16 protein-coding genes are annotated in these 24,177 nt (G+C 58.7%); 7 read left to right on the top strand and 9 right to left on the bottom strand.

Annotated elements, in window-relative coordinates; genetic code table 11:
* Nucleotides 1-41: 41 nt before the first annotated feature.
* Nucleotides 42-1,313, bottom strand: coding sequence for a porin (locus BLS41_RS37700; protein ID WP_253189943.1), 1,272 nt, complete (start codon nt 1,311-1,313; stop codon nt 42-44).
* Nucleotides 1,314-1,505: 192 nt separating this feature from the next.
* Between BLS41_RS37700 and BLS41_RS40265 the strand changes: the two genes are divergently transcribed.
* Nucleotides 1,506-2,069, top strand: coding sequence for a MarR family winged helix-turn-helix transcriptional regulator (locus tag BLS41_RS40265; protein ID WP_083380298.1), 564 nt, complete (start codon nt 1,506-1,508; stop codon nt 2,067-2,069).
* Nucleotides 2,070-2,346: 277 nt separating this feature from the next.
* On the opposite strand, the gene BLS41_RS37690 is transcribed toward BLS41_RS40265, so the two are convergent.
* From BLS41_RS37690 to BLS41_RS37670, 5 genes are all read right to left on the bottom strand, one after another.
* Nucleotides 2,347-3,345 (bottom strand): ABC transporter substrate-binding protein, encoded by a 999-nt coding sequence (locus BLS41_RS37690; protein ID WP_074774741.1) that lies wholly within the window; start codon nt 3,343-3,345, stop codon nt 2,347-2,349.
* Between the two features lie 508 nt (nt 3,346-3,853).
* A complete protein-coding gene (locus BLS41_RS37685) occupies nt 3,854-5,200 on the bottom strand; it encodes a hypothetical protein (RefSeq protein WP_074774738.1) in 1,347 nt (448 codons plus the stop codon).
* The gene (locus BLS41_RS37680) at nt 5,197-11,508 is read right to left on the bottom strand and encodes an AAA domain-containing protein (RefSeq protein ID WP_074774734.1); all 6,312 of its coding nucleotides are present in this window, start codon (nt 11,506-11,508) and stop codon (nt 5,197-5,199) included. The genes BLS41_RS37685 and BLS41_RS37680 overlap by 4 nt, the downstream gene beginning before the upstream one ends.
* Nucleotides 11,509-11,525: 17 nt before the next feature.
* Nucleotides 11,526-12,170: a 4Fe-4S single cluster domain-containing protein gene (locus tag BLS41_RS37675; RefSeq protein ID WP_074774731.1), complete on the bottom strand. Its 645-nt coding sequence runs from the start codon at nt 12,168-12,170 to the stop codon at nt 11,526-11,528.
* 3 nt (nt 12,171-12,173) lie between these two features.
* Nucleotides 12,174-13,997, bottom strand: coding sequence for an AAA family ATPase (locus tag BLS41_RS37670; protein ID WP_074774728.1), 1,824 nt, complete (start codon nt 13,995-13,997; stop codon nt 12,174-12,176).
* Nucleotides 13,998-14,783: 786 nt separating this feature from the next.
* Between BLS41_RS37670 and BLS41_RS39335 the strand changes: the two genes are divergently transcribed.
* On the top strand, nt 14,784-15,086 hold the full coding sequence (locus BLS41_RS39335) for a hypothetical protein (protein ID WP_171910401.1): 303 nt from the start codon (nt 14,784-14,786) through the stop codon (nt 15,084-15,086).
* Nucleotides 15,087-15,835: 749 nt separating this feature from the next.
* On the opposite strand, the gene BLS41_RS37660 is transcribed toward BLS41_RS39335, so the two are convergent.
* Together BLS41_RS37660 and BLS41_RS38855 are read right to left on the bottom strand one after the other, a co-directional pair.
* Nucleotides 15,836-16,135, bottom strand: coding sequence for a hypothetical protein (locus tag BLS41_RS37660; RefSeq protein ID WP_074774721.1), 300 nt, complete (start codon nt 16,133-16,135; stop codon nt 15,836-15,838).
* Between the two features lie 646 nt (nt 16,136-16,781).
* The gene (locus BLS41_RS38855) at nt 16,782-17,129 is read right to left on the bottom strand and encodes a hypothetical protein (RefSeq protein WP_143026516.1); all 348 of its coding nucleotides are present in this window, start codon (nt 17,127-17,129) and stop codon (nt 16,782-16,784) included.
* A gap of 401 nt (nt 17,130-17,530) precedes the next feature.
* Between BLS41_RS38855 and BLS41_RS37655 the strand changes: the two genes are divergently transcribed.
* The 5 genes from BLS41_RS37655 to BLS41_RS37635 all read left to right on the top strand — a co-directional run bounded on the left by BLS41_RS37655 (nt 17,531) and on the right by BLS41_RS37635 (nt 23,284).
* Nucleotides 17,531-18,427: a LysR family transcriptional regulator gene (locus BLS41_RS37655; RefSeq protein WP_074774718.1), complete on the top strand. Its 897-nt coding sequence runs from the start codon at nt 17,531-17,533 to the stop codon at nt 18,425-18,427.
* A 193-nt stretch (nt 18,428-18,620) separates the two neighbouring features.
* The gene (locus tag BLS41_RS37650) at nt 18,621-20,228 is read left to right on the top strand and encodes an MFS transporter (protein WP_074774715.1); all 1,608 of its coding nucleotides are present in this window, start codon (nt 18,621-18,623) and stop codon (nt 20,226-20,228) included.
* A 41-nt stretch (nt 20,229-20,269) separates the two neighbouring features.
* Nucleotides 20,270-21,328: an HlyD family secretion protein gene (locus BLS41_RS37645; protein WP_074774712.1), complete on the top strand. Its 1,059-nt coding sequence runs from the start codon at nt 20,270-20,272 to the stop codon at nt 21,326-21,328.
* A complete protein-coding gene (locus BLS41_RS37640; protein ID WP_074774709.1) occupies nt 21,325-22,860 on the top strand; it encodes an efflux transporter outer membrane subunit in 1,536 nt (511 codons plus the stop codon). Before BLS41_RS37645 ends, BLS41_RS37640 begins: the two co-directional genes overlap by 4 nt.
* On the top strand, nt 22,853-23,284 hold the full coding sequence (locus tag BLS41_RS37635; protein WP_143026515.1) for a hypothetical protein: 432 nt from the start codon (nt 22,853-22,855) through the stop codon (nt 23,282-23,284). Before BLS41_RS37640 ends, BLS41_RS37635 begins: the two co-directional genes overlap by 8 nt.
* Nucleotides 23,285-23,762: 478 nt before the next feature.
* Here the strand turns inward: BLS41_RS37635 and BLS41_RS37630 are convergent, their stop codons facing one another.
* Nucleotides 23,763-24,116: a hypothetical protein gene (locus BLS41_RS37630; protein ID WP_253189941.1), complete on the bottom strand. Its 354-nt coding sequence runs from the start codon at nt 24,114-24,116 to the stop codon at nt 23,763-23,765.
* Between the last annotated feature and the right edge of the window lie 61 nt (nt 24,117-24,177).

Genomic DNA, 24,177 nt, shown 5'->3' with positions numbered 1-24,177 from the left:
TTTATGTATGTGTGCGTCTATGACGGTATTTCTCGATAACGTCAGAATTTGACACGTATGCCGGTGGCAACTTCAGCGATACTTCGAGAAGACGACGGTGACAGGCTGTAAAGCTGCGCGTGCTTTGCGGCACCACCTGCTCGTTGGTAAATTGCAGCGAGAAAAAGATCGGTGCGCTTACTCAATGAATAGATAGCGCCCAAGTTGATCTGGTTATAGTGAATTGCCTGTCCCGTTGAATACGATCCGAACGTATAGTCATAGCCGACCCCGACGAGCAATGTGCGTGTCAGATGCCTGTATGCCATGAATTCAACATTTTGCAGTCGCAGGCCGGTTGAATTTTGATAATTAAAAAGTACATTGGAATAGCTGAGGCCTGTCGTCGCCCAGCCAAAATCGTAGGTTACTGCGGCGGCGACGTTTCGTTGGCTGTCGACGCTTGAACCGCTGAGGCTTTGGGTAAATGGTGAAGTGAAGCCGTAAGTATCACCGACAGCGCCGCCAGTATTGGAAGATGCGGGGTGCAGGAGTTGTACCATTGCCACCCCTGCTGTCAGGGATCCTCTGACATAATTTGCACCGAGACTATAGCCGCTGTTGTCGGAAAAGGCGGTGGAGTTGGAGAATGCATACTGCCCGGCGAAGGTGAATCCGTCATAGTCTCTCGATGCATATCTGATGCTGTTGTCGAGTCTTGTGGTATTAAAAATATTGTCGAGATCACCTATGTGTGTTGCAATAGCCGTTGCGAATTGCGTGGACGCTTCAGACCACCACAACTGCTGAGACATCTCATCGTATTGCCGGCCGAGTGTGATCTTTCCAAATTTATCGTTGGACAATCCAACCCACGCTTGACGTCCGAACAGTTTTCCACTGCTTAATGCACCTGTGGTGACAGAAAATCCATTTTCTAGAAGGAAGATAGCGGAGTTACCGCCACCCAAGTCTTCTTTTCCTCGAATGCCAAAGCGAGAATTTTGCAGCAGTCCATTGTACATACCGACTACCGATTTTCCGCCCTGGTTGGTTATATAGCCTATTCCCTCTGCAACGATTCCGTACAGTGTGACGCTGCTTTGTGCGTGAACCGGAGCGCATACAAAGGCGAAGATAGATGCCGGGAAGAAGACGCGCCAGAAAATCCCCGTCACACTTTTAGAAGACATTGTAGTTGCTGTTGTTTTTGACATATTTTCAAGCTCGAATTTTAAAATTGTCAACCTACCCATCATTCCGATGGACTGTTGGATGTTGATGCGTTGATCGCCTAAACGTGCGCGCATATCGATGACGAAGACAGATGCCATGTATCGGTCCGCACATCACTTTGATATGGATAACTAATCACAGAGCGGAGAAAGAAGTTGTATCGAAATTTATTTCAGCCTACGATCGCCAGCATGGTGCATGATCTTTAAAAACCTAGATGATCTATAATTGCACAGACGTCTGTCGAATTCGAAACAACTTATTTAGAAAAGCTACCTCGTAGGTGGAATATGAGAGAAAGAATGCTGGCGAGCAAGCCAAAAAACGCGTCTAGGAAGACCGCCCTGAGTATTGAGGAGTCGACGCATAACGGGGCACCGTCGTCTGATGTAGACAACGACCGGACTGACGGTGCGATTTTCGACGATCTTTACTGGCGACCAGGATTCATGATCCGCCGGGCACATCAGGTAGCGTCCGAAATCTTCATCAACACGTGCAAGGAGATGGACGTCACGCCGAGTCAGAATGCGGTAATGTTCGTGTTAAATCAGCTTGGCAGTGCGGATCAGGCAAGCATTTCAAAGTACACGTCGCTTGACCGGTCCACTACGGCGCTCATAGTAAAAATCCTAAGCGAACGAGGGTTCATTGAGAAACGAAGGGACGGCGACGATCGAAGGAAAGCGCTAATTACACTCACGACCAAGGGCCTGGCCGCCTTCACACGCTCGGACGAGCTAGCCAGATCATCGGCGACGCACCTATTGGCCCCGTTGGATAGCACTGAGCGAAAGGCTTTGATCTCTCTGCTAGGAAAACTCATCAATCATTTTGATCCGCCTGGGTGCTAGTAGCATCTTGGGGGTCTCACCTCAGGAAAGATGTCACGGCCGCGCGAGCGCTGCTCAAGATTGAACCAAAGACGGAAGTCTATGGGCCCAACCCAGCTTTTTCCTCGTCGATTAGGCTGCAAGTGCATCAAGTTGGGCCGCGCGTTCGTGAGTGCAATGAAGCGTTGTCACGCTGGTAGCTTCTTTCCAGCCTCATAGTTGCAAGCGTATGTGTCCTCCCGCCTTGAGTCCGCATATAAAAGGAGTCTCCTCGAGCTCGGAGAAAAAGTCCTCTGTCTCAACCGTGAAACACCTTCTCCAGTGCCGGATCGAAGCGGGTGTCGAAGGCGTTCCGCACATCGACGCGATGTGGCAGAACTCCGAGTTCCGCAAAGTCATTAGCCTCACGCTGCATGTCTTCGACAAGCGTTGAGTCGATCGGTGTGTACTTTCCGCCGGTTCGTCCTGCCGAGAGCAACGCTGCATTCTTCGGCATATGTGAGCTGCTTATCACTTCCTGAGCCCACTGCGCCGGGTGAGTGCGAATCCAGTCAGCTGCCCGCTGACTGCGGGTCAGATAATCTAGGATCATTGCCCTTTTGTTCGGGTCTGCAATGCTGTTGGCGTTTGCGTACTGGAATCCATAACCTGACGGTTTTGGAACCGAGAGAATGCTGGCCCCAAACTGCGTTTGCGCAATAGCAGCGTTGGGGTCCCATATGCCCCAGGCGTCAACCTTACCTGTCGTGAAGGCAGCCATTGCGTCGCCAGGCGCGAGATAAATAGGTTGTATGTCACTCCAGCGGAGACCGGCCTCTCTAAGAATCCGGATCAGGCTGCCTTGGAAACCGGCACCGTGATAGACAGCAACGCGTTTTCCCTTGAGTTCCGTTACGCTGTGAATGGATGAGCCCGCTGGCACGAGTAGAGCGGCGAAGAGTGCTTGAGCACGTGCCTGTACGGCAACCATCCGGCCGGGTGAGGTTGCTAAAGAGAGCAACGGAGTGTCGCCACCCAGAACGATATCAAGATGTCCATTAGCGAGTGCTTCCATCGCAGGCGGAGATGCTTCGAAGTTTGCCCACTTCAGGCTGTACGGGAGGTCACGTTCGAAGCCGGAGACTCGCATCTGCACGTCCGGCCCCAACACACTGCCGACGCCAACATTCAATACCGAATTCGGCTTAATAGTGTCGGAGGGTGCGGCTTCCGTTTTTCGCGATGCGAGCAACGCAGTTGCAATCCCTGTTGCTGCGCCAGCTGTTTGAATCAAGAACCTTCGGCGTTTCCCTTCCATGACATCACTCCAGACAACTGCGAAAAAATGCTCAGACGTATGCTTAATTTCGCTGGAATTCTAGAGCCAGTGTAGTCCGTCGGCTAGTGTCGAATTTTCATATGCTTTCATGCAAACATGCTAAGAGTGACTGAAGGCGCCTCAGTGAGACATATACGCCCGGGCCTCGCATCGGCGCCGGAGACGTAATCTTTTCGAGGAGACTGTTCTTGAATGAGTCTGTATCCGGACCGATGGGCTGCCATAGACGGTGATTGGCGAAAATGCGAGTTCTTTATCTCAGCAGCCAGCCGGAGCGGCGCAATGGGGGTGCGGACCAAATCTTGGACTACTTTGGAGGGTAGTCCATGTATCCATACGACGACCGCATTCGGGCGGTTAACCTGTACCTGAAATTCGGAAAGCGCATCTAGGCGACAATCCGCCAGTTGGGTTCTGGATGCGCTCAATAGCTATCGTGAGCGGCTGCCAACTGTGCGAATGGTCGTTCGGGCCGTCACATCGGCTCCTAAAGGCCCTGACGTGTATTTCGCTGATTTAAGTCGGCCTGTTCATGCGCGCTATCGTCCACTATCTTCAGCGGCACCTGTCCAACGCCGATGGCGCGCTCAATCAGCAGATTGTCGCCATGCTCAGCGAGGAGCGCCTGAAGTTTGCCGAAGTCACCACACCAGATAGTTTCGACATCCTTGTCGCGAGTCGCATCGCGGTTCGCAGTTAGTGCAACTGCGCGGACCTGTAGCCGGCTTGCTTGCGCCTGTCCACCGACTTCGACTCCGTAGCCCGGCAGCGAGGGCTTCTTGACGACAATGCGCCCCTCGTTGGCCCACGCGGTTGACATGCCTTCGTGGACTTCGTAGCCCAGCCGCGACAGGCCTTGAAGAATGGCGGCCCGACGCGCGTGGGCGGCTTCGCGTTGTTGTTCAGCGATGATGGCATTCTTGCAGTCTTCTAGAAGCGCTGAGGCCGCTTCGATAGACTCGAGGTCGTCACAGCGCTGGACTCTCGCGAGGATCGCCTTGGCTTCATCGCTATCGTGCGTGCGGAGCTCCGCAGCCAGTTCTTGAATTTCCTCAAGCACCGTGAGGCGTTTTCGTGAGCGCGAGACTGCATCGGAGAGGTCCAGAATCAAGCTATCCAGCAGGAGATTGCGTCGGGCCTCGACGGGTTCGCCCTCGATGACGCCCAGACGTGACGTGAATGCTGTAGTTTCCTCGGCCGCGATGAATACGTGAGCTTCCGCGATCTGCCTGTCGACCCGAGCCAGCTGAGGCGGGACGACTGTCTGCGCGGCTTTCCAGCTCTCAACGCTTTGTACCTTTTGGTCGCCTTGCAAGCGGCTTGCGAGTTGCCGCTGTGCTTCGCTTACTTCACGAGATCCTTCGGTTGGGATGAGGGCAAATGCGCGCGCGAGGAGGGCGTCTGCATTGGCAAACTCGCCGCCGTTTGCGATTTGCTTCAGTTGCGACTCCAGGTCTGCTGGGACGTCCACATTTTTTGCCTTCAGCGAGTGAAGGAGCGTACTCGCACTGGCCCGACCTTGCCGTCGACGCTTCTGAGCTTGCTCAGCCTTGTCGACCGCGAGCATTCGCCGACGCTCAATGTCGGCGTGAAGGAACCCGATTTCCTCAGGTACACGCTTTTGCAGGTCGAGAAAGGCTTCGGTAGCAATGAGTGCCGCGAGCGCTTTCCGACGCGCATGCGTCGCATCGATTTCCGATTGCGTAAGCTCTCCGATGCGCTTGCCGACTGTGGTCCACGCCGAAATCGCTTGATCAAGGCGTTGCAGATGGCCTTCGCATATCGCGAGAATTTCCTCGCGAGTCACGATTCGCACGACTTTCGGGCCGCTCATGCTGTGACCTCCATGGCCAGCGCAGATTCCACGGCCTCCTTGAGGCGGGCTCGCTCGCCTTTCGGGTCGTGATACCAGGATTGCGACGACACGCGGTGAAGCGTGGGAATTGCGCGGCTCAGAACCGATGGGCGCCAGATTTCCCGTGCCCGGGCATGGCGCAGTAGTGGGTGGCGTGGCGCATCGCATTCGATGCCGATTGCGTACAGCCCGGTTTCCGGATTCGCAATGGCAAAGTCCAGTCCGAAGGCGTCACCTTCCTGCGCAGGCACAGGGGAGAGGCCAAGACTTCGGAGAAACGCCAGCACATCGCCTGCGAACCCGTCGGGTGCGCCGTCCTGCTGGATTTTGGTGTGCGCCCGCTCGCTCGTCATGCGTCCGAGGAGCGCACGCCCGGTCTGCAGTTCGCCATTCGACATGGCGCGCGCATATTCCATATAGCCTTGCAGATAGTCACGCGGGATGGCCGGCTTACGCTGGGTGTTCAGCATGTCGGAGATGTCGCGAATCGGCATTGAAGTCACGAGGACCACCTTCTTGCGTGCCCGAGTCACGGCCACGTTCAGACGGCGCTCGCCGCCTTTCTGCCCCAGTACGCCAAAGGCTCGACGGAAAGCGCCTTGTCCATTCCGGCCGAACGTCGTCGAGAAGACAATGACATCGCGCTCGTCACCTTGAACGTTCTCGACGTTTTTAACGAAGACGGACATGTCCTCGCCGCTATCGACACGGTCGCTTTCCTCGCGGTAGGCGGTGCGGAACTCCTCATCGGTCTCGGCGCGCAGTTCAAGACGCTCCTCGATGAGGTCGGCCTGTTTGCGGTTGAATGTCACTACGCCGATGGACGGGCGCTCTTCAAACGGCTGTTGCCAGACTTCGGCAAGGTAATCGACCACGCGATCTGCTTCGTCTGAGTTCGTTTGCTGCTCATAAAGCCCATTGACCTGAATGAGTTCAATCGGCTTGACCTCGCGGACGGTCGCATCCGGGTGGCGGACAGGCACGCTGAGATTGTTCTCGTAGAAGGCGGAATTCGAGTAGCCGATAAGCTCGCGATAAGCAGAGCGATAGTGGATCTGTAGCGTCGAGGCCGGCAACGCCGTGCGCGCCAGTTGTAGAAGGTCAGGGCAGTCCTTGATCTCGCGGCGATTCCACGTGTCCTCAAAGAGTTCGCGCTCTTCTTCGGTTGCGTCCTCGTCGGGCTGATCGCCGTCGTAGACATCTGCCTCATCGCTGTCCGTTCTTCCGGAGAAAAACGCCGTGGGAGGCATCTGCTTTTCGTCGCCGCTGACAACGGAAAGAGTGCCCCGGAACAGCGTCGGGATTGCGTATTCGACGGGCATCTGCGATGCCTCGTCGTAGACGACGGAGTCGAACAGGTTGGATTTTAGCGGCAGCACGCGGCTCGCGACATCGGGATTCATTAGCCACACCGGGCGTAAAGCCATCAGACCGAGCCCGGCGCCCATCTCGATGAATTCCCGCAAGCGCCTTGAGCGCCGGCCAGTCAGGCGCGTCACGTCGTCCCAGTCTCTCTGCGCTCCGAGCCGGTTGCGTTCAATGCCGTTGCGAAGGACTTCGCGATTGAGCCGGCGCATTCCTTCGTCGGCGGCTGCAAGCGCACCAATCTTCGCCGATGTTTCCGTCTGATCGAGCAACAGTTCCGGCGTTTCCTGCTCCATTCGTCGCTTCCAGCCGAGGCGCGCTTCACGGTTGATCATCCGGCGAACTTCCCAGTCGAGATCCTCAGGCGGAACACGAGCGAGCGTCGCCTCATGAGTACGCATCACGGCAAAGACATCGAGTGCTTCAGGCGTGACGTGCTTCGAGCGTGTCCTGAACTGCTGGTAGGCAGCCAGCGTCGGCAACGCATCGTGGATGCGATTGAGCGGTGCCTGGTAGCTGATGTTCTCCGCGATGGCGCGGCGGCAGGCATCGGCGAGTTCGCCAGAAATCCACTCATCAAGTAGCTGGAGTGCTCGCAGACTGTGCTGACGCGCATTGTGGCGCACGAACGCCGTTTCAAAGCCGTCGAGCAGTTGCTCGACCGGTGCGCGGTCGCCAGTGAGCACCGCCGAGTCGAACTCATCACCGCGCGGTGCGATAGCGAGGTGCTGCGCCAGCTCCCGAACCTCTTCGAGCTGGCGAAGGCGTATTAAACATTCATCGGCCAGGGTGGGGCCGCACGTCGGATCAACCGTCTTTAGGTTCAGGGCGCGGCTGATGGTGTCCAGCGCAAGGCGTTGCGGTCGCCAGTTGAGTTCAAGGCGAGCTGCAGCTAGCAGCTTGACCAGTGTTTCGTCAGTGGCCGGTGCGCCGCAACCAGCCGCGAACTTCATCAGCTTGCCGCGACGAATATAGGTGGCAGCGTTCAGACGACTGAAAAAGGTCGGTGCTTTCGTGGCCAGTGTGGCGCGCGACTCGATTTCACGCAGTTCGGCTTCCTGCACACGGGCGAGAGCCGGCGAAAGCTGGCTATCGAAGGCTGTCCCGTCAACTGCCAGAAGCGCGCGATGCAGCTCTTTCAGGCCGGTGTAATGACGATGACCCTCCGCGTTAGCATCGTCCGCCGGACGGAAAAGCGGCAGCCATTTAGCCAGGCGTTTGCGTTGTGTCTCGTCGAGGGCGACGAGGCGACTGGCATTCGCATCGAGCCACGCGCGATACGGCGCGGGGTCATCGACGTCAAAACGAGCCGGATGCGCTGCTAGCGTTTCGATGCGCAGGCGCTCCGCTTCACAGAACGCGGCGAAGATAGCGGTGAATTCTTCGATTGTCGCCCGATCGGTCGCGAACGACTTCAGTTGCGCAAATGCGCTGCCCTCGAATTTTGCAGGGAGCCAGTAGCGGGCGAGCGGCGCACATTGCTCTTCAAGCGTGGTGAGCGCTGAGATGTCGAGTGCGGAGAGCTTTGTGCGCAACTGAGGCACGCTGGCAGGCGGTTCGCCGGCCTCTAGCTTGATCAGTTCGCCCAGAAGCGCGCGATAGCTCAGCCCTGTCGATTCGTCAACCCGATGGATGGCCTCGTGCTGGCGGTCCAGTTCGCCCTCCAGCGTCTCAATCCGGGCCGCCATGCGCTCGCGTTGACGTACCCAGCCGTTGTCGAAATTCGAGCCACGGAAAATTGCGTCGAGTTGCTCGCGCACCGCGCGGATCGTCGGTTCGCGGTCCTTGTTGACGTCGTTGACCATGACGATACGGTCGCCCAGTCCTTCGGCGACAAGACGCTTATGCACGACTTCCAGCGCCGCATGCTTCTGGCAGACGATCAGCAGGCTTTTTCCCCGCCCGATCGCATCCGAGACCATGTTGACAATGGTCTGTGACTTGCCGGTTCCCGGCGGCCCTTCGACCAACAGGCCGGGTCCTTGTCGTGCCTGCAAAACAGCGGATTCCTGAGAGGGGTCGCTCGCGACGGTCAGGAAGCGTTCGAGTTCCGTGCCTGCCACTTCGGATTGCTCGTAGGCCGATTTGTCTTTCAGGCGGAGCATAGACTCAAGCGCGGTCCCCGATGGCGACAACACCTTTAGCTGGCGCAAATCCTCGCCAATCGCCTGGCCAATGAACGTGACGTGGAACAGCACACCCGAGCAGGCGAGACGCATCTCACCCACAGGTACCTCCACACCCGGCGAAGGCAGGGAGCTGACCTGCCGACGCTCCACGTTGGCGAGCATGCCGAAAGCGTCCATGACATCAGCGGCCTTGAGCGCGGAGCGGCCCAGTACATCATCTGCTACTGCGCGCCAGGCCTTGATTGCGTCGCGCCCCAGCAGTCCTTCGAGGGCAGGGTTCAGGCGGACTTCTTCCCGCTCGCCGTCGAAGGCGAGCGCTACCTGACCGCGCGTCCCAAGCTCCATTAGCAGTTTGACAGGCCACAGCAACACCGGTGTAATGCGCGGTTTTGTGTTGCTACGGGTGTCCTTGTAGACGAGAAACGGGAAGCCGAGATAGAGGCCATCGATACCCGTGTCTCGTTTGTAGAGCGACGTCTGGCGGTAAAGCGCGTTGAGCCGGCCTTCGAGTGTGACGTTGGCGCCGAAGATTGCCGGGTCGATGGACACCGCTTGCACGTTGCGCTGTACCAGGTGTTCGACGAGCGCCGTGCTCGAATGGCGTTCGCCATGTAGCTCATGGACGTCAACGCGACCGGTAGTCTTGCCGATCGTCATGCGCACAAGCGGGCCGCGCATGACGGCCGTTGCCACCTTCTTCTCGAAGAAGTCGAGAATCTGGGAAACATACTGCTGTTTCTGAGGCTCAAGCCATTGCTCTGCCGGCACCGACAGCAGGACGATGGCCTCGTGCAGTGCCAATCGGCGCTCTAGCCGGAACTGCTCGGCCCAGTCGTCGATGGTCTGATTGCCTGTGCGTGAGAAGCCTTCGATGCGCTCGTCGATTTTGCGGAAGAGCTCGATACGCGACAGGGCCAACTCGGCTCGCGCTGCTTCGCGATCAAAGGCAAGAATCTGTTCACTCTGCGCGAGATTCGACGCCTGGTCGAGAATCTCTTCGACCGAACGGAACTGGCTGATGGCGGCGCTCAAAAGAACGATGAGGTCTTCTTCGCTGATAACACGCCGTTCTGCCAGCGAAAGCAGTCCCGGGTGAGTCGAGTCCGGGAAGAGCAGGCGCTTTTCCTCCCACTGTGCTGCAAGGCGTGCGCGGGACGTCGATAGCATGCTGACACGGGCTGTGTCTTCGTCGAGCTCGATGCTGTGATTGTGGGCGCGCTGCCGGACTTCCTCTGCACGCGCACGCAGACGGGACAGCCACGTTTCCGTCTCCAGCCGGTCGAGGAAGGTCGGTACCGAGCCGGTAATCAGGTCGTAGCCTTCGAGCGGGTTCTGCAACAACCAACCCGGCGTGACGATTTCGCCCCGGATGATCAGCGGCATCTCGGGATTGAGCAGCTTCAGCGCAATCATGAGGCGGCAGTCTTCGTCCGATTCTTCCAGTCGTGCCGCTTGGCGGAGCCCAGCGAGCGCTTTGACAGTAACACCGGCCTGTTCGGCCCATGTGACGAGTGCACCACGGCTCAGATGCTCTCGGGCTTCTTCCCAATTCTCCCGTTCGGCGGCGGCGAGCGCGAAGACAGTCGGCTTATGGTATTGCTTCGCGCCGAGGGCAATGCTCGCACCTTCGGGCGTGTCGGATTCCGACGTCGCCGCTGCAGGGGCATCAACCTGTTCTCCGTTGAGCCACGCTTTGACTTGCGCCCATTGCCAGCGCTGGTGACGATCGCGCGCCAACAGGCCACGTAGCAGGAGATGCAGTGACGGGTCGATGTCGTCCGGCAGGCTGACGCCGTTGGACAGGACATGAATCAGAAACGCGTGCGGGTTGATGCCTTCGAAGCAGCGACCTTCAGTCAACTGCTCGAGCAGAATCATGCCGAGACTCCACCAATCGGAAGCAGCTGCAACGCCTCCAGCGATGGCTTCCGGAGCCATGTATCGCGTTGTCTCCAGCGGCGAGACGATGTCGAGGTCAAACTCGGAAAGACGGGCGGAGCCGAAGCCGCTGATCACAAGGTCGAGTGGTTCGCGGCTGCGAACGAGCAGGGTGCCGGGCCGCAGGTCGCGATGGCGCAGGCCGGCCTCCGAAAACGAGTGCAGAGCCTGCCCAAGTTCGTCGACCACATGGCGAATTGTCGCCAGGTCGCGCACGGCGATGCCAACGTCGGCAAGTGTTCCGCCACTGAGTTCTTCGGCGACTTCGTACGCGCGTCCATCCCAGCGGCCCGTGGCAATGATTTCCGGCACGTGCTCGCGGGGCAGGCGTTTGACCACGTCGTAGACAGATGGGTCGGGCTCCGCGCCTTGGCGGTAGAGCGTCAGGACCGCCTGGCGATTGGTATCGCAATGTTGGGCGATGTAACGTTCGCGAACGCCGTCCGTGCTGGAAATCTGACGCATCAAACGCCAGCCTTCGATTTGCGTCTCAGTGGCTGGCGGTGTCGGCTCCACGGTATGCGGGGTCGAAGTACCTTCCGATACCTCGGCCTCACTGCCCGTCGACTGGGCCGCCGGATCTGCGCCGCACTCCAGACACATCAGATCCCCGTCGTTCATCGGGTGGCCGTTTGTGCACAGGACCTGACTATGTGGCGGCTGCGCGTGCCCGGCTGCCGCTTCGTTCATGCTGGTAGCCGACTCGGCGGTCAAGACTTCCTGCGGTCTCCAGCCGCTTTGGCGAAAGGGCAGGCTGGACAAGTCCCAGTCGCACTTGGCATCGGCGAAGGTGCCTTCGCAATAGAGCTCCTGAGGGGGCCGCTCGGTCTTGCACTTCGGGCAAAAACGCATCATTGCTGACATTTCCTGTCTTATCTGATTTTCGCCTTGTCGGCGCTGATCTGGACGTCGTGGCCCTGATCAATCAATAGGTCTCTCAAACGCTGAAAGTCATTCCGGTTCGGTATCCCTGCGAACCAGACACTTCCGTCCCCGTCAAACATGACGTCCATTGACTTGTCGCTTTCAACAAGCCGCCGCTCGTAGACGCCAAATCGAGCTCGTCCAACGTCTGTCAGGAGGTGAAGGCGCTGGTTGTCACTTCCGCGCAGTGGCCGCGTGTGCGGTGTCTGTATCTCAAACGGATCGGTGATAAGTGCATCGACTAATCCCTCAATTCCAGCAAGCGTGTCCGTTAGCGCTTCGAACGGGTGCCCGCTATATACGAGAACGTCGCCCCGCCATCGACTTTTCAGTGCCGAAAGCAGGGCAGATAGCGCATCCGGTTGCTCGAACGGCTCGCCGCCGGAAATGGTGACGCCCTCGGCGTGGGGCAGCCAGCTCTCAAGCTGCTCCATTACCGCCTGGACGGTAGTCTCGCCGCCTGAGCTCGACCAGGTGTCCGCAGAGATACAGCCCGGGCAGCGAATACTGCAACCCTGGAACCAGATCCCGATGCGCTTCCCTGGCCCAAGGGTCGTGACAGGGAAATGCAGTCGAGAAAGCCGGATGTCCATGAATTACAGCTTTTCCAGATGGAATGCGCCGGTATCAATACCGGTGATAGCGAAGCGGTCGCCCGGCTTCGCATCGTGGTCGAAAAGACCGCGCGCCAACGGATTGATGAGTCGAGATTCAATCTGGTTTCGGATTCCGCGCCCGCCGTTGGACAAATCGGCTAGGCATTGCCGTCGCAGGGCGTCCAGCGATTCGCTTACCATTTCGACCGCCGCCTCCTGGTTGTGAATGTCGTCGAGGACGGCGCATACCATCTGCTCGAAGATTTCGTGCGCAATGTCTTCGCGGATGAAATCGAAGACGATGACGTTCTCGCCGATGCGGTTCAGTATTTCGGGGCGGTTCAGCACGAGTTTGAAGTGCCGCTGGATTTCACCGAGCACCTTCTCCTGAACCTCATCGAAGTCCTCGCCGGGCAGCACGTTCGGCACCCGCGCGCCGAACTCATCCTGACGATAGATGCCAAGGTTGGACGTAAAGATGATCAGCGCTTCGGAGAAATAAACGCGATCGCCGCGCCCTGATGTCAGCACGCCGTCGTCCAGAATCTGGAGGAATTTGTCGAGAATGCGTGGATGCGCTTTCTCGATTTCGTCGAACAGCACGACACTGAAGGGCCGCTCGCGGATGGCGTTGGTGAGTTCGCCGCCGACGTCGTAGCCGACGTAACCCGGCGGCGCGCCGATGAGGCGTTGGTCAGCGTGTTCGGCGCTGAATTCCGACATATCAAAGCGGATGTACGCGCTTTCGTCACCAAACAGCACGCTCGTAATCGTTTTTGCCAGTTCGGTTTTGCCGACGCCAGTGGGGCCCGCGAGGAAGGCAACTCCGCGCGGGCGGTTGCCCTTGCGCTGCGAGCCCACTCCGGTCATTGCGCGCTTGACGAGATCCAGCATGTGCGTGACGGCATGCGACTGGCCTTTGACGCGCTGGCGGACAGTTGCCTCCGCGTTGCGAATCTTGTCGCGGTCAATCTGCCGCCAGGGGTCTTCCGTTACGCCGACCTTATATCGCCGGACCGCGTCGGCGATTTTGTCCACGGTGACACCTTCGACGCGTGCGAGTGTCGCAATGGCGTTCATATCCGCGAGGAGAAGGCCCTCGCAGCCATCTACGAAAGCCTTGTTGGCTTCCGAGAGCGTCTCGGGTGACGCTTGCGGCGCAGCCGGGACTCCGCGCAAGAGCGCAGAAGACAGGGCGCTTCTAGCGATGCTGTCGGGTTTCGAAACCGGGATGTGACGGATGCGCGGATTATCGATGAGCATCCAGTCGGGGAGGTCTCCCTCCTTGTCGACCACCCAAACAACTGTGTTGAAAAACGGTCGCCGGTGCTGGCCAGCAGGGCGGGGGGCGATGGTGTGCGCGTGCACAAGGGCGCGCGTGAAAAGGTTGTGCTCGGCGGCAGTCAGCGATTCTGTTCGAACAGCCAGTCGCGAGGCGAAATCCACCACAAGCGCGACAGGTTCGCCGGATAGTGTGGCGATCCGCTCCAGACAAGCCGTCAATGCATCCAAGCCACCGGGCGCGGCGCCTTCGACAGCCGTGAGACCTAGGCGCCGCAGGGTGTCTTCTGCTGACTCGGTGGGCGGGACATGGCTGTCAGGGACGGTAAAGCCAGCTACAGGGTTCCATACAACCACCTGCTGATAGCCCTCCGAGCGCAGGTTTAGGCTCAACATACTCACAAGCGGCTGCGCTGTCACCACGTCCGGTGCGATTTCGCACGCTTGCAAGTCGCGAACGTTCCCGGAGAGAACAAACTGACTTTTTAAAGGGAGAAATCGCAATAAATCCCGTAACCAGCGGGGTTTTACATAAACGGACATGGCTGCGGAAGTCGCTTGATCAGAAAGCAAGACGCTACCATAAGCGGCACTCGTAGATATGCGTTTTGAATGAGATTGCTGATTTCCATTGGAGTAAATCAGCACGAAGACTCAATCAAAGTTCGAGCCGGCTCTAAATTATCCCTGCGGGTGATTCATTCGCCGGGAGTTGAATATTCGATGACGAATCGCTCTGGCTGTTCGAGCGCTGACATCGTGTGTTCGTGCCGGAGAGTAAAGTTATCACGGGTGATAGTAGGCCGGGCGTTCGGTTCGGGCGCTTTCCAACGGAAACTGCCGGTCGTTGCAAGCAAATGTTCGAGTGCACCACAGGTGCCGACTGAACCGTGCGGATTTGAAGTGCAAGTGTTGTGGCCGCGTTCGCGAATGAGACGCTGCCTAAATTGAGTCCTATATTTCATGCCAACGCAGCAGCCACGGAGTAGCATCAGGCGGTTGTCGAAATATTAGTCGATAAACGAGACATCGCGTCCTCAAAATCAGTGCAATAACTGCATCTATACGTAGTCTCCACGAGGTAGGTTGACGGCGCACGCCTTTGACAGGTACACGGTGTCGAGTGCATCAGAAAAGCGTGCATAGAGCCCTTACCGAACACTCAGCTAACTGGGGGATTGCGGTAGTCGCAAGCGAACAAATGGCGTTGGCGATAACAGCCAACTTGTAAAAACGGTGACTAACGTCTCAACAGGCGTCAAGAATCATTGCGCCACGGTGCGGACTGTGGTCCATTTGTTCTGCCAGCCGCGCCGGAATGTGACCCAAATGCATATGGACGAAAGAAGCCGCCTAGCGGCGGCTAAAGATTTACGCGTTTTCTGCGCGGACCAGCCATTTCCAATGCTCGTTGCGATTTTTGCCATTCGTGGCGCAATTCGAGCATGGCGGCAGCACACCGCACTCGCGGTTGATTACATCTTCATAGCCGCAGCTTTGGCATCGGTAAATACCCGGACCGCCCGGGGCTTCGCCAGGTTTTCGCAATTTATTGTATCTCTCAGGTTTGTCGCTTTCTTTGACGTTTTTTTTATCAGCGTAGAAGGCCATAGCGATCCCTTTCAATCATAGCGGGTGGATAAAAAATCAGAAGGCCCAGCGCCCACTAAATAATGTCTGTTTTTGGCAAATCAAGGTTGCGCGATAGAATTTCAATGTAACGACGACACACGAGGCGATGATTTTAGAGATGTTCAAATCACCACTGTCCATTCCCCTTGTATCTACCGCTATCTTAATAGTGCACAAATTTGCACCTGCAGATATTTGTCGCAGGGGTAGCGGTGGTTCCTGCTGAGGGAGCGGCGTTGCCGCCGTCGCCGGTGGCGCCTTTCGCACGCCGGCGCGGCAAGCCGCCCCGGGTGGCAAGCCAGCGCTCACGCGCCACACCACCTCTACACCGCATAAACACTGCACTAATCGATCACACCCGAATCCCGGCCTTTCCTTGCAGGTAGCTTGAGGGCGTGATGGCGACCCCGTACCGGTACGCGGATCACCGTGCCGGCACGCGGCAGGCGTTCAGTCAACTTCTGTCCGCGCTAGACGATGACGCCCGCTGAGCCAGCCTGAATACTCCAGCCCCGTCGCGCTGCGTGTTTCACCGCATTGATGGTCGACGTATAGACTACGCTGCGGGGGCAACTTCGGTTTGGAGCGGTGAGCATAGGTCCGAAGGTGCGGCAGGGGCACGGAGTATTGGAGGCCGTGAACGGCGAGCCTTTACGGGATGCCGTCGCAAGCGCCGGAAGGTCAAGCGGCGAGCGGCGCCGATATTCGTTTTGTTGTAGATCGGCGTCAAGAATGACAAAGAGATGCCGTTATCGAATGGCAAGTCGCGCTTTTCCAATTGCGGACTGATGCTCGATAGAGACGTCAGAACGCTCGCCGTTGACACAGCTGATATTGGCGATTTCAGCGACTTCATCGAACCTCCGGATTGCCTGGACGTAGTCGATAGCATGCGCCACAAACAGATTGGCGCCAAATACCTCGTGCAGGCGAACCTGCCGCCGGCTGATATCTGTCTCAAGACGGTTCATCGCGGGTTGAAATATCGCGTCGATATATCGGCGATAGTCTTCACATGCCTGCAGGAGTTCAAGGCTGAGCGAATCCATTTCTTTTGTTCCGAGTCCTCGTTGCAGCTTCGTAGATTGACAATTGCGAGGCAAGGAGGGTGGCGCCCCATTCGTGCCGTGCGAACGCGAGCAGCTACCTTACCCGCCATCACCATTACCTTCGATGGATGTAGATGAACTGGAATCGCGTGCTTCGCGAGTTCGACCTCGGAAATGGTTTTCGCGACTGAAGGGACTGTCGCTGACGCACCCGGCGCTTTTCCGTAGTGGGGTTGAGGCGACTTTCAGAAATTGATGCGCGTCAGAGGGGGTTTCCGTTCCCCCTATCGGGGTCTTATCATCGCAGGGGCATCACGGGAGATTCGCCAGATGTGCGCAGAGGACTGTTCGTCTTATGAAATGGAGCAGCGTGCCACGCTCGCGGCGATTCTTGCCATAGGCCAAGCCGACATTAAAGCCGGCCGCAGACGAGAAGTTGAATCGCTTTTCGCCGAGCTAGACCTCGAAGACGAGTCAGGGTCGCCCGTTGAACGGCGGCATGATTGAACACAGGCCCTTCGATCCTTGTTGCGCATACGAAGGAGCCGGCTTCCATAGAGCTTGGAAGCGTCGCCGTTTGAGTTTTGGATCGGCCAACGCGTGGCTATCCCGGATTCGAACATTCGTAGTATGGGAAAATCCAACGTCAATAAGAATCGGCGTCGTCACCGAGATCGACACCTTTCAGGACGCCCAAGAGCAGGCGATTTCTTTCTGCCGTGAGCAGATAGTAATAGGCACGATGAGAATTTTCCCACGTCTGCTTGTCCAAGGCGTTGTTACGAACCGTCATTATTGGCCGCTGTAATTCAATCGTTTCATAGATGAGGTCAATATGTCGTTTCCAAGAGCCGTCGGGAAGTGGTTCATATGTGCGCGGTTCGGGAATGCCTTCCCAGGGGTTTTCGCCATTTGCGATTTTTCGGTTGTGTTCCTCCGCCCACGCTTCAGCGGTGTGCAGGAAACTTGTGGTGATATCAGTGTCGTGGCTCATAAAATAAGTGAGTGCTGTTACGGAGTCTGAAGTGAATGTTTTTCGTATTTCTTAGCAACTTGATTGCATGATTCTGGAGACGCTCGACGCGTTGCCGCACAGAATTGACTCGATCCGCAAATAATCACTGCTCTAGTTGGGCTACTGGGGCCCACGACGCTGCGGCTCGCTTGCGGAGCTTCAGCGAAGCAAAGGCAGAGCCGTTCATTGGATTCGTCGCATCGTTCGAAGCAGGACCCGATCGGCGACAACAGTGCGAGCGGGTTCATCACGATGTTCCGGCAAGTCACCGCAGGTTCGCCGCCTGAATCAACCCATCCCACCGCCCGAGGTACGCAAATCCGGGAAAAAATTCCAGTTATACCGCAAACTACATGGCTCGCCATCCATGATTGCGTTCCATGCAACTACCCGATCTCAACCTTCTCATCGCACTCGACGCACTTCTTGAAGAGGGCTCCGTGGTCGGCGCCGCAAGACGGATGCATCTGAGTGCGCCCGCCATGAGTCGCACATTGGCGCGAATTCGCGACGCGCTGGGTGACCCGGTGTTCGTCAAGATCGGCCGGCGTCTGGTGCCGACCCCGCGAGCCCTTGCGCTTAGGGAGCAGGTGCGGGACTCCGTGCAGAACGCAGTGCGTCTGTTGCGGCCCGAGCGGGACATCGACCTGGCGACCCTTGAGCGCCATTTCGTCCTGCACGCGAACGACACGTTTTCAGGGTCGTTTGGCAGTGCGTTGCTCGATCGGGTCCGGCAGGACGCGCCCCGCTCAGTGTTGCGCTTTCAGCCCGAAAGCGACACGGAGCCCCACGTCGTGCTGGACGGAGAAAGCGACCTCTACATCAGTGCGATGCGTCCCCTGGGACCTGATATCCGTGTGCAACAGCTGTTCACCACGACCTTCGTCGGCCTCGCGAGGGAAGATCATCCGATCTTCGGCGACGAGATAACGCCTGAGCGCTTCGCGTCTTACGATCACATCAGCGTGTCGCGTCGCGGTCGTACCGTGGGTCCGATCGATGCCGCGCTCGACGCGCTCGGTCTGCGGCGAACAGTGTCGCTGGTCGTGCCGTCATTTCATTCGGGCGTCTTCGCATTGGGCCTGTCGGACCTGATTGCCGGACTGCCCGAGCACGTTGCCGCTGCTGCAAAGAAACTGGGAATGCGCGTGCGTTCTTTCGAAATTCCCTTGCCGCTGGAGACCATCGTCGTGGTTCAGGCGTGGCATCCGCGTTGGCAGAACGATCCCGCGCATCGATGGTTGCGACGAGTGGTGAGGGAGGTGTGTACCGGTTGAGCACTGTAGCTAGTTGATATTGATGCGTGCGTTTGAAGCACGTATCATGTGCAAACATTGCAATTTTCGAAACTACGGTCTGTTCTTAGACTGGCTGCTGTGTCATTCGCGGAGCCAGTCTCATGCATGTTTCGAAAGCGGCCCGACCGGGCTCGCTGATTAATCTCGCGCGCAATCGCGCCGGGCGGTCAGCGTGAACGCGACCGTCCTTCAGCCGTCAGCCGCTCAAACACGTGCTGCGCCGACAGCCGCAGCGCCTGCATTCAACGCACGCGTGATCACCGGACTGGTGGGCGTGCTGATTGCCGTCGTGGTTGCGCAGATCAACGACCATGTCACCGATATCGCCATGGCCGACATTCGCGGCGCACTGGGCGTCAGTCACGACGGCGCTTCGTGGCTCGGCTCTGCGTATCAGGTCATGCAGGTGTCGGCGATGATGCTCGCGCCATGGTTCTCCGTCACCTTCTCGCTGCGGCGTTTTACGATCTCGGCCGTCGCGGTGTTCGCGCTGCTTGGCATCGCTTTTCCATTCGCGACGACATTTAGCGAGCTGTTATTACTCCGGGCACTTCAGGGACTGGCGGGAGGTTGCCTTCCGCCGATGCTGATGACCGTCGCACTGCGCTTCCTGCCGTCCGGCATCAAGCTCTATGGACTTGCCGCCTATGCGCTGACAGCGACCTTCGCGCCCAATCTCGGCATTCCGCTCGCCGCGTTATGGAGCGACTACGTGGGCTGGCGCTTTCTCTTCTGGCAGATCGTGCCGCTCGCGCTCGTATCGATTGCGATGGTCGCGTGGGGGCTCCCGCAAGATCCGCTGCGACTCGAGCGCTTTCGTCAGTTCGACTGGCGAGGCGTGTTGCTCGGTGTCCCGGCCACCGGGATGCTGGTGGTCGCGCTCGAGCAGGGCGCGCGCCTCGGCTGGACAGATTCGCCGCTGATCTGCGCTCTGTTAGCGGGTGGCGTCGTCGCGATGGTGCTGTTTCTCGTCAACGAATGGTTTCATCCTTTGCCGTTTTTCAAGCTGCAGTTGCTCGCGGGCCGCAATCTCACACATGCGCTGATCACGCTGGGTGGCGTGCTGGTGATACTGGTCGCGGTAGCGGGTGTGCCTGCCGCTTATCTCGTCGAAGTGCGCGGCTATCGGCCGCTTCAATTGACGCCTCTCGCGTTGTGCGTGGCGCTGCCGCAATTGATTGCGTTGCCGGCGGTGGCGGCGCTCTGCAATATTCGCCGCGTCGATTGCCGCTGGGTGCTGGCCGTGGGGCTCGGCCTGATCGCGCTCTCGTGCGCAGCAGGCAGTTTCATGACCGCCGACTGGATTCGCGACAACTTCTACGTCATCCAGATCATGCAGATCGTCGCGCAGCCGATGGCGGTGATTCCGTTGCTGCTGCTCGCCACGAACGGAATGACGCCGATGGAAGGTCCTTTCGCATCGGCGTGGTTCAACACGGTCAAGGGTTTTGCCGCAGTCGTCGGCACGGGAGCCGTCGAAGGATTGACGACGATGCGCGAACATTTCCATTCGAATGTACTGGTCGACCAGTACGGCAACCGGCCACTGGCCTCTGCAGCCTTGCCGCTCAATCTCGTGCGAGGCGTGCATATCGATCCGCATGCCGCGCTTGCGTTGCTCGATCAGCGCATCCGCGAGCAGGCGCTGGTGCTCGCATCGGCCGACGTGTTCCGTCTGATGGCGCTGATCGCGCTCGCGCTGATTCTGCTGATTCCGTTTCTACCCACGCGGGTTTATCCGCCGCGCGCAAGCAGCGCTGCGCCTGCTGCGAAGCAGTGAATCCCTTCATCGAACCTCGCAGAAATTCAAAGAGCTGATCTATGTCTGAGTTGAAATCAAACCGGAAAATTTATCTCACGAGCAGCCTGGTGATCGTCGCGCTCGGCTTGTCGGCGGCACTGGCCTACGGCGTGATGAGACCCGCAGGACAGAGCACCGACGATGCATTTGTGAGCGCCGACTTTACCGTGGTCGCGCCGCGCGTCGCCGGACAGATCACGGCGTTGAGCGTCGACGATAACCAGGTGGTTCGCAAAGGCGACCTGCTCGCGCAGATCGACAACCGCGATTACGCTGCGGCCGTGGCGGCCGCCCAGGCGAATGTCGCGGTCGCGCAGGCGGCTATCGACAACGTGTCGGCGAGCATCGTCCAGCAGCGCTCGCTGATCGATCAGGCCGCTGCGGCGCTGAACGCGGCACATGCCAATCGCGATTTCGCGCGTGCCGACTATGACCGTTACACCGATCTTGCGCAACACGGCGCCGGAAGCCGGCAAAACGAGCAGCAGGCACGCTCGCGCGCGGACACCGCGCTCGCCGATGTGTCGCGTGACGAGGCGGGTCTGAGCGCCGCGAAGCAGCAGGTGGCGGTTCTCACCACGCAGCGTGCGCGCGCCGAGGCCGGGCTGCAGCGGGCACAGGCCGCGCTCGACACCGCGCGTCTGAACCTCTCATGGACCCGCATCGTCGCGCCTATCGACGGCGTGGTCGGTCAGCGCGCTGTTCGCGTGGGCGCGTTCGTGACGCCGGGCACGCCGATGCTCGCGCTCGTGCCGCTGCAACAGGCCTACGTCGTGGCCAATTTTCAGGAGACGCAACTGGCGCATGTGCGGCCAGGCCAGGCCGCCGAGGTTCGCGTGGATACCTATTCCGACGTCGTGCTGACCGGGACGGTCGACAGTTTCGCGCCTGCAACCGGCGTCACGTTCTCGGCCATCGCGCCGGACAACGCCACCGGCAATTTTACGAAAGTGGTCCAGCGAATTCCCGTCAAGATAGCGTTGCGCGCCGGGCAGGCGGGACTCGACCGATTACGCGTCGGCATGTCGGCGGAGGTGACGGTTCACACGGACACCGCCCCGGAGGTGGTCGCGCGATGAGCCTGCTGACTTCACGATTCGCAGCGGGCGTTAGCCTGCTCGCCATGGCCGGACTGACGGCCTGCACAGTGGGTCCCGACTTTCAGAGGCCGGCTGCCGCGTTGCCCGCACATTGGCGTACCGATACTCGACAGCCTGATGCTGACATTGCCGGCACGTTATCGCCAGTGGTCGACGGTACGCCCGATTCGCAGTGGTGGGAGGTTTTTCATGACGCGGAATTGACGTCCCTGATTCAGCGTGTCACCGCGTCGAGTCTGGACGTCAAGGCTGCGGCTGCCCGTCTGCTGCAGGCGCGCGCGGCGCGCGGGGTCAGCGGAGCCGACGCTTTGCCGTCGGTTGCAGGGACGGCGTCCTGGCAGCATGCGCGATCGAGTCAGAACGGGGTGCTCGATATATCCGGACTGGAGGGCAAGCATGATTACAACGTGTGGCAGCCTGGCGTCGACGCGTCGTGGGAACTGGATTTGTGGGGACGTGTGCGCCGCGAAGTCGAGTCTTCCGACGCGGCCGTCGAAGCCGCCGCCGATCTACGCCGCGATGTCTTGCTGATGACCCTCGCGGACACTGCCAGCGACTACATGCAGTTGCGCGGGATACAGGCGCAGCAGAAGATCGTTGAACAGAATCTTGAGATGGCGCGTCATAGCCTGGAACTCACCCAGATCCGTTTTGCGGATGGCGTTGCGACGCGTCTGGACATGGCGGAAGCCTCGGCACAGGTCAGCACGATCGAAGCGCAATTACCGTTGCTCGACAATCGGCGCGTGCATCTCGTCAATGCGCTGAGCCTGCTGATGGGAGCACCTCCGCGCACGCTCGACAATGAATTGCGCGAATACGCTCCGATTCCGTCGATGCCGTCCCGGGTGCCCGCGGGGCTGCCGTCGGAACTGGCTGAGCGGCGCCCCGACATCCGCGTGGCGGAAGCGAGGCTGCATGCGGCGACGGCGAACATCGGAGTCGCGGTCGGCGACTTTTATCCGCGCATCACTCTGTCGGCGAATTTCAGTTTGCAGGCGATGCATTTCAGCGATCTCGATAGCTGGGACTCGCGCATGTTCGGAGTAGGTCCAGCGCTTAGCGTGCCTCTGTTCGATGGCGGCCGGTTGAAGGGACAACTCGCGCTGCGCAACGCGCAGCAACAGGAAGCCGCAATCGATTTTCAGCGGACGGTCCTGAACGCATGGCATGACGTGGACAATGCGATGACCGAATACGAAGCGCGACAGAACAATCGCGACAAACTGGCTAAAGCGGTCGAACAGAACCAGATTGCGCTGGAAAACGCGCAGCGGCAGTACATCGCCGGTGCAACGGATTTTCTGAACGTGTTGACCGTGCAGAAAGATTTGCTCGGTACGCAGCAGGCGCTCGCCTCCAGTTCGGCTGACGTGGCGGTGTCGCTGGTCAGTCTTTACAAGGCGTTGGGCGGCGGGTGGCAAAGCGTGTTTCCAGTGCAGCCGGATCGCAACAGAGCCGGTGAACAGGAAGCCAGATCGGGCCAGTCAGGACACCATGATCATGTTTGATACGGCGACTTTCAAGGTACTCGATATTCAGCATTTCCCGATTATCACGGTACGTAACTACGCGATCCGGGCGGGCTACGCAATGCAGTGGGCGCGTGAAATGGACGTGCTGGTTGCGCATGGCAGACCTTTCGTCATGCTGTATGTCGAGCCGCCAGACAACGAGGCCCATGAAGACTTCCGGCAACGGGGACAGTGGCTCAAGCAGAACAAGGAAGCACTGGCGCGCGTCTGCACGATGCTGATTACCGTCGAGCCGGATGACGACCGGCGCGAGGAGGCGAGGGTGCGCGGCCGGGGTGCCACCAGGGCATTTGGTATCCCGCACCGCGCGGTGGGTACGCTGGCAGAGGCGCTCGATCTGGTGTCTTACCGCGCGCCGATGTTTTCCGGAAACGGTCGTTTGGGGCGGCGGTCTTCGTGAGGGTTTCGCGAGCGCTCAATGGTTAAACGTAGAACGTATTAATTTTGTCTCTGTTGCGTCATTAAATGTGTCACCTCGCGTCAGCGAAGCATAAATGTAACTAATCGTCAGCCACGGCAGACCCGCCCAGTCGCTTCGCCACAAACCAGAACGGGAGGGGGAGGGGCGGTCCGATACCTCCGACTGCAACGATTATCAGTTCGACATACCCGGGGCACCAATGCCTAGTCGGAGAAGCACTTGACGCCTGATGGCGAGGTGGTCTCGCCTGCACATCGCAGGTGTAGTCGACAGAATCGACAAGCGGCCATAGGAGAAATGCGAACGGCACCATACGCACCGGAAGGGAGCGTCGATTGCATTGCTGTTAATGACGAACGGACTTTCGCACTGGGGTGATGAATGAAGCTTGCGCTTACTCGCGGTCGACTGCTGCGCCTCGCATGGGATCATTTTGTTGAAACACGCCGTCGCTTTGTCAGCTCGCATCTGTCGGTCTGGCTGCGTCCACGAGACGGTCCAGATACGCGCTCGCCCGCACCAATATCTCCATCCGCACCGTGCCGAGCAGGCGGTCGTATTCGTTGATGATCTTAGTCAGGCCGTGGATGACCCCATCGCTGACGATGGCCCACTTGCCGGTCTCATCGAACTCAACCAGTAACGTGCCGAGTGCCATCTCGATGTCGTCGAGGGTCTTAAGTTCGAGGTCCCCATACCCTGCCTGCCGCACAAAGCGGGTAAGAATAAGGACCTGGGCGAGGTGATTAACGAGCGATCGATCGGTATCGCCGCTATGGAATCGCACAAGCATTAGCCGGGTACGAAGCACGAGAGCTGATGCCTCCTTGCGAGGCATAGGCAAGAAAAGGGCTTTGGAGCGCGCGGCGGAG

This window comes from Paraburkholderia fungorum (assembly GCF_900099835.1).
Classification (GTDB): Bacteria; Pseudomonadota; Gammaproteobacteria; order Burkholderiales; family Burkholderiaceae; genus Paraburkholderia; species Paraburkholderia fungorum_A.
Note: the sequence above shows the minus strand (reverse complement) of the source record. Positions and strands in the feature narration are given on the sequence as shown.